We start from the raw sequence: 12718 nt of genomic DNA on the forward strand, positions 1-12718 counted from the left end.
GGCTCGTGCCGGGGGCACGTCCCTTTTTTTGCGCGTCGCTCGCGTGTCCGTGCCGCGCCCCGTGCCCCCTCGCCGTCAGTGGGCGACGGTGAGCCACGGCATCGGGTCGGTGTACGCGCCGTCGACGAGCACCTCGAAGTGCAGGTGCGGGCCGGTGGACAGGCCCGTGGAGCCGACGAACCCGACCGCGGTTCCGGTCCCGACGCTCTGACCGGCCGTGACCAGCAGGGACGACATATGGCTGTACGTGGTCTCCAGCCGTCGGCCGCCGATCGTGCCGTGATCGATCACGACGCGGTTGCCGTACGCCTTGGTCATGCCCGCGAACACGACCCGGCCCGGCCGTGCGGCGGACACCGGCGCGTTCCGCGGGGCGGCGAAGTCCACGCCCGTGTGCAGCTTGGTGACACCCGTGAGGGGGTGTTTGCGCGATCCGAAGGGCGAGCTGATCACCAGGGTGGTCACCGGTGGGGCCAGTACGCCGCTCGCCTTGCCGCTGCCGGGGTTCGCGTCCTCCTCGCGGTCGAAGGTCCGGTACCGCGCGGACAGTGCCTTGACCTCGGTGAGATACGTCCTTGCCGGTGCCGGCACGCGTCCGGCCCGCGTCACGGAGTCCGTGCCCACGGTGTAGGCGGCCAGGGTGAGGTCGAGAAGGTCCCCCGACACGGTGCCACGGGTTCTGAGTCGGGTGACGTCCCCGGCGAGAGCGCAGTCCTGCCGGGCGAGCGCCATGATGGCGTCCACCGGGTCGCGCGGTGAGGACCTCCCGTTGCCGTCGGCGTCCTTGCCCCAGGTCCGCCACTGGCTCTCGGTGAACCCGGCGATCCCCACGGTGCCCGAGAGCGCGGCCGAGTCGGTGTTCCAGCCGGAACTCCGGTCGATCTGAGCGGCGAGGACGGACGGTTTCAGCAGGGCGCAGGTCCTGGCCGCCTCGCGCAGCCACGGGACGTACGACGCGTCGACACGGTCCGTCGCCGCGCTGCCCGCGGAGTTCGTGTGAGCGTCCGAGTCCTCCGACCAGGCCGAGGGCAGGCGGCCCGTCGCGGCCAGAAAGCCCGCGAAGCCGAGGACGACGGTGAGCCCGGGCAGGGCCAGCAGGGTGAAGGGGCCGGGGCGGCGACGGCGGCGCGTGCGCTCGGGCCGGTCGTCCGACGGCGTCCCGTCCACCGGTTGCCCGTCGCTCGGTTCCACGTCGACCGGTTCCACGTCGACCGGTCGCGCGCCCACCGGCTCCGCGTCCGTCCGGGGCGCGACCGGCCTCGCGTCGCTGCCCGGATCCTCGCGCGCCGCGGGATCGTCCTGGGCCGTGCGGTCACCGGGCGTCGGGTGGTGCTGCCCGCGATCGGGGGAGTGCAGGAGTCCCATGACCGCCTTGCTCGCTTCGGGGGAGGTCCGTAGACGTGAACCGGATGCCGTCGGGGCCGGGTCCGGCGACGGTTCCCCGGACGCCCGGAGGCTCACGAAGGGACGCTAGCGTCTCGTCCTCGGGACTTCAGGAGGTGGAGAGGCAGAGGGGAATGTCCGTTCGGGCAGACCGTAGTAGGCGGGCAGGCACGGGGGAGGCGCGTCGGGTGGCACCCGGCCGGACCGGAGGGTTCCCGCGGGGTCACGCGGAGTGATCGCGTCCGGACATGCGTCGGGGCCGGTGCGGAGAGTGCGTCCCCGGCCGGCCCCTCGTTCTGTCAGGGCTGTCGCCCTTGGTGTGTGCGGCTCAGGCGGCCGTCATCACGTACTCGCTGCCCAGCGGGCGGTGCGGAGCGATGATCTGGCCGTCAGGCAGGAGCTCACCGGTGTCCTCGAAGAGCAGAACGCCGTTGCACAGCAGGCTCCATCCCTGCTCCGGGTGGTGCGCCACGAGACGCGCGGACTCCCGGTCGGCTGATTCGGCTGACGGACAGGGTGGCTGGTGCTGGCACATGGATGGGATCTTTCGCTGGGTTGAGAGGTGTGTGCTGGTCGTGGTGTCTGTTGCGCGGCTCGAACTGCTCATGGCCGCCCCCCGTGGTGTGTGTTTGGAACCCAGTGTTGCCCTACGGGCGTCAATCCGCAGGGATTTGGCAGCAGCGCTCCTCACAGGTTGGAGACGCGTCACCCGCGCGGACGGTTCATCGCGACCGCACGGTCCCTTCGGGGGGTTCGCGGTGGTCGGATGGGGCTAGTCCGGCACGGTCAAGTGGGTGTTTCCCCTCGTACGAGCGGGGAGGGACGCGAACGAGCGCGACGGTCCGGACCCGGTGCGCGCGGGTCCCGTCGGGCCGCGGCGCGGCGCGACGACGTGCCCCGCGGCCGGCGGAACGGCTGCGGGGCACGTGGACGGGCGCGATCGGCTATGCGGGGGAACTGAGCAGTGGGGCGGCGGTCAGCCGATGGGTGAGGACCGGCAGGAACTCGGCGACGCGGTGCGGGCGGTGGGCGGCGATACCGGGCGGTGCGGGCGCCAGTGGCACCAGGAGGTCGGAGGGGGCGGGGTGGCCGGTGGCGCCGTCGGCGGCGCAGTCCCCGTGCAGCCAGAGGGTGAGCATGTACAGCTCGGGCACGGACAGCAGGCGGGCCTGGAAGGACTGCTTCATGTTCTCGGCCTGGCGCAGGGCGCGCTCGGTGGCGGTGATGTAGGGGCCTTCGAAGAAGTGCGAGAAGGCCCAGCCGTCGGGGGTGAGCATGGTGTCGGCGGCGGCCACCGAGCGCTCTCCGCAGCGGATCAGGAAGCGCCAGGCGACGAGTCGGGTGGCGGACGCTCCCGCCGGATCGCTCCGGTCCAGGACGTGTACGGGCAGAGGGAGCTCCGGGGTGACCGGCCCCTCGGCGGTCCGCAGGGTCGGGGTGCGGGCCTCGCGGACTGCGGTGGGGGAACCGAGTGCCGTGAGAACGGTGCGCAGGGCGGGCGCGGGAGCCGGGGGTACGTGCAGCGGCATGGTGGGTCGCCTCTCATTCGACAGGCACAGTGGCGCGAGGGGGCGGGGGCGGACGGCGCTGTCAGCTCTCGGGTCGGAGGGGCGGGGGGTCTGGATCTGCCGACGGGGGTGTCGCCTGCCGCGTGTCACCTCGACGGCAGGACCTGGGACCGCGAGCGCCAACTCTCTGCCTCGTTTGCGGAGTTTATACGACGGGTGTTCAGACGATGTTTCGTCTAGTCGGTCCGAATATGAAGAGCAAGGCGGTATTCGGTCGGCGAAAGGAGAGGTTCATCCCGGTTCCACGGCGATCTGCGGCGATGACCTCGGAATACATCGCGTGAGCGGTCGGCCGATTCTCGTCGGCGTTTTTCACGAGATCGTGTCAGGCTGAAAACAGGCAGTGGTCCATGCCTCGTGAATGTGCCGCTGGACACCCGCCATCAGCGTAGCGGGCGACTGCGCCCTCCAGGGCGTTATCGATCGGCTCGCCTGGGCAGTATCCACCGGGACGGCGGGGGCCCGAGGATCGGCCCGCCCCTCTAGGAGGGACACTTCGATGGGAGAGAAGGTCGTGGCAGGGTCGTTCGACCTGTCCGATCGCCAGCGCTACCGCGGCAAGCTCCGGCAGTGTCTGGCGGGGCTGGCGCGACTGCTGGAGGAGAAGCGGTTCGATCGCCCGAAGAATCTCATGGGTCTGGAGATCGAGCTGAATCTCGCCGGACCCGACGGCATGCCCAGGATGATGAATGCGCAAGTACTCGAAAGGATTGCGAGCCGCGACTTCCAAACAGAACTTGCCATGTTCAATCTGGAAGTCAACATAGCTCCACACCGATTGGGTGGCCGGGTATTCGACCAACTCGCCGAGGAGCTGGGTACTTCACTGGCATATGCGCACCGGAAAGCCGCGGAGGTCGACGCCGGAATCGTGATGATCGGGATTCTGCCGACGATCGACCGTGACGACCTGGTGTCGTCGAACCTCTCGGACGGCGATCGCTACACCTTGCTCAACGACCAGATCGTGGCCGCCCGCGGTGAGGACTTCGCGCTCGACATCGACGGTGTGGAGCACCTGGTGTGCACGTCGAGGTCCATCGCGCCCGAAGCCGCCTGCACCTCCGTGCAGTTGCACCTCCAGGTCACCCCGGCACGCTTCGCCGACGTGTGGAACGCGGCACAGGCGGTGGCCGCCGCGCAGGTGGTGGTCGGCGCCAACTCGCCCTTCCTGTTCGGCCGTGAGCTGTGGCGCGAGTCGCGGCCGCCGCTGTTCCAGCAGTCCACCGACACCCGGCCGCCCGAACTGCAGGCGCAGGGGGTGCGGCCGCGCACCTGGTTCGGCGAGCGGTGGATCTCCTCGGCGTACGACCTCTTCGAGGAGAACCTGCGGTTCTTCCCGCCCCTGCTGCCGATCTGTGACGACGAGGACCCCCTGGAGGTCCTCGACGGCGGAGGCGTTCCCAAGCTCGCCGAACTCGTCCTGCACAACGGCACGGTGTACCGCTGGAACCGGCCCGTGTACGGCATCGCCGACGGTGTCCCGCATCTGCGCGTCGAGAACCGTGTGCTGCCCGCGGGCCCCACCGTCACCGATGTCGTCGCCAACGCGGCGTTCTACTACGGCCTCGTCCGCGCCCTCGCCGAGGAGGCGCGGCCGGTGTGGACACGGCTGCCGTTCGCGTCCGCCGCCGCGAACTTCGACGCCGCCTGCCGCCACGGGATCGACGCGCGCCTGGAGTGGCCGCGACGGGGCCGGTACGGCGGCGTCGCGGAGGTCGACGCGGTCGGTCTGGTCCGTGACGAGCTGCTGCCGCTCGCCGCCGTGGGGCTGGACGCCTGGGGGGTCGAGCCCGTCGACCGGGACTTCTACCTCGGAGTCATCGAGGACCGGTGCCGGCTGCGGGTCAACGGGGCGACCTGGCAGGCGGCCACCTTCCACCAGGCCCTGGAGAAGGGGCTGGGCCGGGACGCCGCGCTGGCCGCGACCACCCGGCGCTACGGTGAGTTGATGCACCTCGGGGAGCCGGTGCACACCTGGCCGGTGGGGCTGCCCGAGACGGTACCTCTCGGCTGAGCGCCGGGCCCGTCCCGGTCCTGGGTGTGTGCGCTGCTTGGGCCCTGTCGGGGGTGGGGTACGGCCCCGGCGGGGGCTGTGGGTGTGAGCGCCTTGGTTCCGGCCGGGGTGTGAGCGTCGCCTTAGCTCCTGTCGGGGGTGGAGGACGGCCCCGGCTGGGTGCGAGCGCCTTGGTTCCGGCCGGGGTGTGAACACGGCTTGGCCCCTGCCGAGGGCGGGGTACGGCCCCGGCGGTGGCCGTGGGTGCGGGCGCCTCGGTTCCGGCCGGGGGTGTGGCCAGCGGGCCGGCCGAGGGTGTGACCACCGCGCCGGTCGGGGTGCGAGTGAGTGCCACTCGGCCCGGCCGCAGGGTGACCACCGCCTGGGCCCCGGCTCGGGTGGACCGCCTCGGCGCCGGCCGCGGGTGTGAGGGCTGCTTGCCCTGGCCAGAGGGGTGTGTACTGCTGGGCTCCCGCAGCCGAGGGTGTCAGTACGGCCCCGGCGCGGGTGCGACCACCGCCTCAGCCCCGCCGCAGGCGCGGCGCTGCCTCAGCCCCGGCTGAGGGCGGCCGCTCGCACGATGGCCTTGAGGATCACCGAGTGGATCTGCGAGGGGTCGCTCACCTCCTGGCCCGAGCCGCCCGTCGCCTTGGCGATCTCCTCGACCTCCGCCTTGTCCGCGTCCGGGCCCACCGCGACGGCGATCAGCGGCACCGGGTGCCTGGGGTCGGCCAGTTGACGCAGCTTGGCGACGAGATCGGCGCGGGAGATGCTTCCCGGGTCCTCGTTGACACCGTCGGTCAGCAGGACCAGGGCGTTGAACCTGCCCTTCGCATAGCCGGAGGTGGCCGCCCGGTACGCGGCGAGGGTGGTGTCGTACAGGCCCGTCGCCCCGTCGGGCACGGGCTTGAGGGCGTTGAAGGCCGCCGCCAGTCTCGCGCGCTGGGCGTTGCCGCCCTCGCGGTCGCCGAGCCGCTGCGTCGGCACGAGCACCCGGTAGTCGCGGTCGCCGTCGAGACGGGTGGAGAACTTCCACAGACCGATCTCGTCCTCCGTGGTGAAGGTGGCGAGCGCCTGGAGCAGAGCGGCCTTGGTGACGTCCATGCGGGTGCGGTCGGTGCCCGGCACCTGCTGCGCCATGGACGCGGACGCGTCGACGACGGCGGTGATCCGGGCGCTCTGCACCGTGATCGTCCACGTGCCGAGCGTCTCTTCGACGGCCTTCTCCGGGAAGGGTTCGGTCGCGGCGTGGTCGAAGGGCTGCGGAACACGGCCGCCGGCCTTGGTGACCAGCGCGCCGGGCACCTCGTCGTCGTCCGTGCGGAACCCGGACCGCTGAAGGACGCGCTTCCCCGCCGGCTCGGCCGAGAACGTCAGGAAGCGCAGCGCGGCACGGCTCTCGTCGGTGTTCAGCCGCGGCCGGTCGACGAGGGCGAAGGGGTAGTCGAGCTGCGGTGAGCCGTCCTTGGGATAGAAGAGGTCGAGCCCGAGCCCGCGGTGGGACGAGGAGTTGTGGACGAACGCCGACTGCTCGGAGAGGAACAGCGCCTGGTTGCGCTTCGGATCGCTCTGTTCGGCATCGGAGGAGTCGCGGGGGAGGGTGTCCAGCACCTGGCGGTCGCTGTCGGAGGTGCGCGGCGAGAGCGTCTTGGCCAGGGCCGCGGCCCGGATGCCGCCGCCCTTGGTCCCGTCCGTGGCACCGCCGAGCCGGGTCAGTGCGAGCAGGCCCGTCGCGCTGCGCGCCGGGTCGGCCGCGCCCAGCCTGAGCCGGTCGTCCCGCATCGAGGCGTCGGCCAGTTCGGTCCAGGTGTACGTCTTGGCGGGCCACCCCAGCGACCTGGCGGCGGACGGGACCATCGCGACACCGACCGGTGAGGACGCGACGTTGCCCGCCTTGGTGACCTGGATCGCCCCGCTCCGGGTGGTGACCCCGTCCACCCACACGTCGGAGTCCGGCACCCACGCCTGGATGCCGGTCCTCCTGCCCGACCCCAGCGAGGCGGCGACCTCGTACGACTCGCGGGCCGTCACGGTGACGTCGATGCAGTGCCCGTCCGACGTGATGTCTCGCGCGCGGGCCTGGTCGGCGAGTGTCTTCAGGGCGGGTGCCACGTCGGGCGACGCGGCGACCGTGACGTGCACAGCGCTGTCCCGACAGGACGTGCCGAAGGAGAACAGACCCCCGCGGACCGCGGCCGTGCCGCCCGCGGCGACCGTCAGAACCAGCGCCGTCGCGAGGGCCACCGTCCGGCGGCGCGGGCGCGGACGGGGGTCGGCCGCGCCCGCCCCGGACGGGTGGGGCAAGCTGTGACGTCCCATGACGGTGGTGCCCTCCGAGGGTGAGCCGGTGCCGCGAGACAGCCGTACGAGAGCCGGGAGAGGGCGAAAGGGGGAGGCACGCCCGCACGGCGTCCGTCCCCCGACGGCCTGTCGCGCACGATCTTCGCAACTTCTTTCGAGACCCTAGCGGGGCGAAGATGGGGATGAGGCGGGATTACTCAACTGGAGGCGGGAGTGCAGGTGGAGGCGGGGTCGCCGGCCGGTTCTGTTCCTGGAGAGCGGCTGACGAAAAGGATTTTCCGGGACGAGACGCTGCTCGTCCTGGGGCTCTCGCTCGGTGCGAGCGGAGTCTCGGCGCTGATCAGCTTTGTCGGATCGGTCACCAAACCGGGTGGCCTCAAGGACCAGGCCGCGACGCTGAACGCCTCGGCCGCGCCGGGCCGGCCCTGGCTGGATCTGGCGTGGCAGCTGTTCGGTATCGCGTCGGCCCTGGTCCCCGTCGCGCTGGTCGCGCACCTCCTGCTGCGGGAGGGCAAGGGACTGCGCGTGATCGGGTTCGACCGCACGCGGCCCTGGCCCGACCTCGGACGCGGGGCGGCCGTCGCGGCGGTGATCGGCAGTACGGGCATCGCCTTCTATCTGCTGGCGCGCGGGTTCGGCGCCAACCTCACCGTCGTGCCCGAGGCGCTGCCCGACGTGTGGTGGAAGTACCCGGTGCTCATCCTGTCGGCCGTGCAGAACGCCGTGCTGGAAGAGGTCATCGTCGTCGGCTATCTGCTGCGCCGGCTGGGCCAGTTGGGCTGGACGCCGGGCACCGCCCTGGTCGCGAGCGCGGTGCTGCGTGGCTCGTACCACCTCTACCAGGGCATCGGCGGCTTCGTCGGCAACATGGTGATGGGCGTCGTCTTCGTCTACCTGTACCGGCGGTGGGGCCGGGTCGGACCCCTCGTGGTCGCGCACTCGCTCCTCGACATCGGGGCGTTCGTCGGGTACGCGCTGCTGGCGGGGAAGGTGGGGTGGCTGCCCACGGCGTGAACGGCGTCACCGGCGTCACCGGCGTCACCGGCGTCACCGGGGTGAGCGGTACGCCGCCGGGCGCCACGGGGACGCCGCGTCGGCTACGCCCGTCCGCCCGTCCGCCCGTATGCCCGCATGCCCGTACGCCGTCCGTCCGCCGTCACACGAGCAGTTCGCCCTCCACGACGGTGACCGCGTTTCCGGTCAGGAGGGTGCGGTCGCCGCGCAGTCCGGTGCGTACGAGCCCGGTGCGCGGGGAGGCCTGCAGACCGGTCAGGTCGGGGCGGCCGAGGCGTTCGGACCAGAAGGGTGCGAGGGCCGTGTGGGCGCTGCCGGTCACCGGGTCCTCGTCGATGCCGATGTTGGGGAAGAAGCACCGCGAGACGAAGTCGTAGCCGCGCGTGGGGTCCGCAGACCGGGCGGTCGCGATGATGCCGCGTTCTGAGTAGCGGCCCAGGGCCCTGAGATCGGGAGCCAGTCCGCGCACCGTCTTCTCGTCGGCGATCTCGATCAGCAGGTCTCCGGTGTTTGGGCCCGTGTCGAAGGCCGTGAGCGGGTCGGCGCCGAGGGCCTCCGCGACACCCTCCGGTACGTCGACCGGGGTCAGCGGCGCGGTCGGGAAGTCGAGTGTGAGAGCGCCGTCCTCCTGGGGCGTGGCGAGCAGTACGCCGCTGCGGGTGGCGAACCGCACCGGCCCCGTGCGGGCGCCCGTCGTCCGCAGGACGTGCGCGGTCGCCAGGGTCGCGTGCCCGCACAACGCGACCTCGCTCGCGGGGGTGAACCAGCGCAGCGCCCAGTCGGCGTCACCGCCCTCGGGCAGCGGGTGGGCGAACGCCGTCTCCGCGTGGTTGACCTCCAGGGCCACGTTCTGCAGCCAGTCGTCCTCGGGGAAGCCGTCGGGTCCGAGGAGAAGGACCCCGGCCGGGTTGCCGGTGAACGGGCGGTCGGTGAAGGCGTCGACGATTCGAATCCGCATGCCCTGACGCTAGCCGCCCCGGGGAGTCCGGGGACAAGGCCAATTCCGGGGTCCTGGACCGGTTCTGTCCGCCTCCGCCTCTCGCGCGTCTCCGCCGTGCCTGTCGTCCGAGGGTTGTCAGGCGAGCAGTTCCGATATATCGTTGACGCATCGCGACCGATCAACGAACAGGTGGATCGATCAACGCACGGATGGATGGAGTGATGGCGATGCGTTCCGAAGGACAGGAATTCGGATTCGAACGTGGACACGGCCGACACGGTGGACCCGGCCCGCGGGGCAGGGGTCTCTTCGACGGTCGGCGCGGGGCTTTCGGGCCCTTCGGTCCCGGCGGTCCCGGTGGTCCCGGCGGCTTCGGCCCGGGCCCCTGGGGTGGCGGGCGCGGTGGCCGGGGCGGACCCAGGGGCCGGGCGCGGCGCGGTGACGTGCGCGCGTCGATCCTGGCGCTGCTCAAGGACCGGCCCATGCACGGCTACGAGATGATCCAGGAGATCGCCGAGCGCAGCGGCGGGGCGTGGAAGCCCAGCCCGGGTTCGGTCTACCCGACCCTCCAGCTGCTGGAGGACGAAGGTCTCATCACGAGCGCGGCCGAGGGCGGCAAGAAGCTGTTCTCGCTCACCGAGGAAGGCCGCGGCGCGGCCGACGAGGGGCCGGACGCTCCCTGGGAAGAGGCCGGGCGCGGGGTCGACTGGGAGACGCTGCACGAGATCCGGCAGGCGGGCTTCGGCCTCATGGAAGCCTTCGGCCAGGTCTGGAAGACCGGCAGCAAGGACCAGCGCGACAAGGCGCTGGCGGTCATCAACGAAGCCCGCAAGAAGCTGTACCTGATCCTCGCCGACGAGGACTGACGGGCGTGCTGTGGTACCTGACGGCGCCCCGTGGAAGTGTCTTCGCGGGGCGCCTTTCCGCCTATGGGGGCTGGGCGCGGGCCTCGGAGCAGGTGCGGGACTCAGGTCACCAGTCCGCCCAGCTTGCGCAACGACTCGTTGAGGGCGGCCGTCGCCGAGTCCTTGAGCTTGCCGGCCATCAGCGAGACGGCGGCGCCGGTGAACTCCCCGTCGATGCGCAGCGAGGTGGCGTCGCCGACGGGGGTCAGGGTGTAGCGGGTGGCCACGGTGACGGCCATCGGTCCCTTTCCGCGGATGGCCAGGACACGCGCGGGTTCCAGTTCCTCGATGGTCCAGCCGACCTCGGCCGGGAACCCCATGAGCTTCATGTTCTCCTCGAACGTCCCGCCCACCTCGAGTGAGGCGGGGCCGCCCTTGGGGAAGCTGGTGTGGGTCGAGTTCCACTCGCCGTACGAGGAGAAGTCCGTGAGCTGCGCCCACACCTTCTCGGCCGGCGCCTCGATGAGTGCTTCCGCGCTGACTTCGGCCATGCGACCACCTCTTCGTGTCGGGCGCTGCGTCCGGCGCAGCTACGGTGTCGCGGAAGGTAGCCGCAGGCCCTGGAAGATTCAAGACTGATGAACCGTCAGGAAATGTGCGCTCCTGCCCCTGAGGGACGGGAACCGTCGTGGCGCGGATGCGCGCGGGGCGGGACGCAAGGCGGCGCGCGCCCGGGGGAGGATTCCGTGCGAAGTCATCCTTGAGTAGGAGAACTCGCACGCGCTTCCCCACCCTGTGCGGGACGGGGAAATGGTGCCCGCCGGGGATGACCCCGGCCCAGGGGGCTGATGGGGTAAGGGATGTGCCACCCCGTATCCCCTCGCAGGCCGCCGACAGCGGCTCCCACCGCACGGAACTCGAGGCCGGGCTCAGCGACGAGCTGGCCTCGGTGGTCTCCGCCGCCCGCAGGCGGGCGCTGCGGGACGGGGACCGGCAGATCGACACGGCCCATCTGCTGCACTCGCTCCTGGAGTCCGACCCGCGGGTGCGGGCCGTCTTCGACGGTGCCCCACAGGTCGCCAGGCTGCTCGGCTACCTCGTCCAGCGCAGCATCGGTTACGGGCTGCGCTGGCAGAGCGCCGTGGAGGACTCGGGCGCCGTGCCGGTGGTGGCCGGAGCGGGGTGGTCCCCGGTTGCGGCCGGTGCCATGGAGGGCGCGTGCGCACGCGCCGGACTGCGTGGTGAGGCGCGGGCCCGCTGTCTCGACCTGCTCGCCGCGATCCTCGCCGATCCGCAGGCGCGGGCCGTCGAGGTGCTCCGGCGCGCGGGCGCGGACGTCCGGGTGCTGCTGCCGCGTATCGAGGGCGCGCTCCGGAACGGATACGCGGACGGATTCGCGGATGAGCGTGGTGAATTCGGCGCATTCGGCGCATTCGGCGCATTCGGCGAGAACCGCAGGTGCGGTGAATCGGATGGATCGGATGAATCCGACGGATCCGGTGGATATACGGACGGGTACCGCGACGGGTCCGGGGGGCGGGAGTCCATGCGTCGAGACAGGTGTCATCGGGGGTGACGCTCATGTCGTCGCCTGTCATCATGTGCCGGTGCATACGTCTCAGGGCAGTCAGGGCAATCGTGGAAAGGGCGTCGGCCTCGGGCTCGCCCTCGCGTCGGCGGTCGCCTTCGGTGGATCGGGTGTCGCGGCGAAACCGCTGATCGAGGCGGGCCTCGACCCGCTCCATGTGGTGTGGCTGCGGGTTACGGGCGCCGCCCTGGTGATGCTGCCGCTGGCCGTACGTCATCGCGCGCTGCTGCGCCGGCGTCCCGCGCTGCTGGCCGGGTTCGGGCTGCTCGCCGTGGCCGGTGTCCAGGCCTGCTACTTCGCGGCGCTCTCCCGTATACCCGTCGGCGTCGCCCTGCTCGTCGAGTACCTCGCGCCCGCGCTGGTGCTCGGCTGGGTGCGGTTCGTGCAGCGCCGGCCCGTGACGCGTGCCGCGGCTCTCGGGGTGGTCCTCGCGGTGGGCGGACTCGCCTGTGTCGTCGAGGTGTGGTCCGGGCTGGGCTTCGACGCCGTCGGGCTGCTGCTCGCGCTGGGCGCCGCCTGCTGCCAGGTCGGCTACTTCGTGCTGTCCGACCAGGGGAGCGACGCGGGGGAGGAGGCGCCGGACCCGCTCGGGGTCATCGCGTACGGGCTGCTCGTCGGCTCGTTCGTGCTGACGGCCGTCGCACGGCCCTGGACGATGGACTGGTCGGTCCTCGGCGGTGGCGCGGACATGAACGGGACGTCCGTTCCGGCCGCTCTGCTCCTGGGCTGGATCGTGCTGATCGCGACCGTCGTCGCGTACGTCACCGGGGTGCTCTCCGTACGCAGGCTCTCCCCGCAGGTCGCGGGTGTCGTGGCCTGTCTGGAGGCGGTCATCGCCACGGTGCTCGCCTGGGTCCTGCTCGGTGAGCATCTGTCCGCCCCGCAGATCGTCGGCGGTGCCGTCGTGCTGGCCGGCGCCTTCATCGCGCAGTCGTCGGCGCCGGTGAAGCCTTCGGACGGGCCGGTCCTGGGCAGTGCGGCCGGTGTCGAAGCGGGCGGTCCCGAAAGGGAGTCGTCCGCCATGGGCGGCGCGGCCCAGGTCCGGAACTGACGGACGTCATGGACGGGTCGGACTCCCGTCCC

Annotated in this window: 10 protein-coding genes and 1 pseudogene; 5 read left to right on the top strand and 6 right to left on the bottom strand. The window is 71.7% G+C overall.

Annotated elements, in window-relative coordinates:
• Nucleotides 1-75 precede the first annotated feature (75 nt).
• The 3 genes from ACFV2J_RS28695 to ACFV2J_RS28705 form a co-directional block, all read right to left on the bottom strand.
• Nucleotides 76-1365, bottom strand: coding sequence for a M23 family metallopeptidase (locus ACFV2J_RS28695; RefSeq protein ID WP_385082823.1), 1290 nt, complete (start codon nucleotides 1363-1365; stop codon nucleotides 76-78).
• Between the two features lie 346 nt (nucleotides 1366-1711).
• The gene (locus tag ACFV2J_RS28700; RefSeq protein WP_385082824.1) at nucleotides 1712-1918 is read right to left on the bottom strand and encodes a DUF5999 family protein; all 207 of its coding nucleotides are present in this window, start codon (nucleotides 1916-1918) and stop codon (nucleotides 1712-1714) included.
• 409 nt (nucleotides 1919-2327) lie between these two features.
• Nucleotides 2328-2912, bottom strand: coding sequence for a hypothetical protein (locus ACFV2J_RS28705; RefSeq protein WP_385082825.1), 585 nt, complete (start codon nucleotides 2910-2912; stop codon nucleotides 2328-2330).
• A 538-nt stretch (nucleotides 2913-3450) separates the two neighbouring features.
• On the opposite strand from ACFV2J_RS28705, the gene ACFV2J_RS28710 reads away from it, so the two are divergent.
• Nucleotides 3451-4968 (top strand): glutamate--cysteine ligase, encoded by a 1518-nt coding sequence (locus tag ACFV2J_RS28710; RefSeq protein ID WP_385082826.1) that lies wholly within the window; start codon nucleotides 3451-3453, stop codon nucleotides 4966-4968.
• Between the two features lie 528 nt (nucleotides 4969-5496).
• Here the strand turns inward: ACFV2J_RS28710 and ACFV2J_RS28715 are convergent.
• Nucleotides 5497-7266, bottom strand: a complete 1770-nt coding sequence (locus ACFV2J_RS28715) for a substrate-binding and VWA domain-containing protein (RefSeq protein WP_385082828.1) — start codon at nucleotides 7264-7266, stop codon at nucleotides 5497-5499.
• Nucleotides 7267-7461: 195 nt separating this feature from the next.
• Between ACFV2J_RS28715 and ACFV2J_RS28720 the strand changes: the two genes are divergently transcribed.
• On the top strand, nucleotides 7462-8262 hold the full coding sequence (locus ACFV2J_RS28720; RefSeq protein WP_385082829.1) for a CPBP family intramembrane glutamic endopeptidase: 801 nt from the start codon (nucleotides 7462-7464) through the stop codon (nucleotides 8260-8262).
• A 142-nt stretch (nucleotides 8263-8404) separates the two neighbouring features.
• Here ACFV2J_RS28720 and ACFV2J_RS28725 read toward each other — a convergent pair whose 3' ends face one another.
• Nucleotides 8405-9220, bottom strand: coding sequence for a PhzF family phenazine biosynthesis protein (locus tag ACFV2J_RS28725; RefSeq protein WP_385082830.1), 816 nt, complete (start codon nucleotides 9218-9220; stop codon nucleotides 8405-8407).
• Between the two features lie 209 nt (nucleotides 9221-9429).
• Here ACFV2J_RS28725 and ACFV2J_RS28730 point away from each other — a divergent pair, with 209 nt between their 5' ends.
• Nucleotides 9430-10068, top strand: coding sequence for a PadR family transcriptional regulator (locus ACFV2J_RS28730; protein WP_385082832.1), 639 nt, complete (start codon nucleotides 9430-9432; stop codon nucleotides 10066-10068).
• 101 nt (nucleotides 10069-10169) lie between these two features.
• On the opposite strand, the gene ACFV2J_RS28735 is transcribed toward ACFV2J_RS28730, so the two are convergent.
• Nucleotides 10170-10598, bottom strand: a complete 429-nt coding sequence (locus tag ACFV2J_RS28735) for an SRPBCC family protein (protein ID WP_385082833.1) — start codon at nucleotides 10596-10598, stop codon at nucleotides 10170-10172.
• A gap of 275 nt (nucleotides 10599-10873) precedes the next feature.
• Here ACFV2J_RS28735 and ACFV2J_RS28740 point away from each other — a divergent pair.
• A pseudogene (locus tag ACFV2J_RS28740) lies at nucleotides 10874-11413 on the top strand (Clp protease N-terminal domain-containing protein); the annotation flags it as partial.
• 235 nt (nucleotides 11414-11648) lie between these two features.
• On the top strand, nucleotides 11649-12686 hold the full coding sequence (locus ACFV2J_RS28745; protein WP_385082835.1) for a DMT family transporter: 1038 nt from the start codon (nucleotides 11649-11651) through the stop codon (nucleotides 12684-12686).
• Nucleotides 12687-12718 lie beyond the last annotated feature (32 nt).

The organism is Streptomyces sp. NPDC059668, assembly GCF_042734135.1.
In the GTDB taxonomy this organism is placed as follows: Bacteria; Actinomycetota; Actinomycetes; order Streptomycetales; family Streptomycetaceae; genus Streptomyces.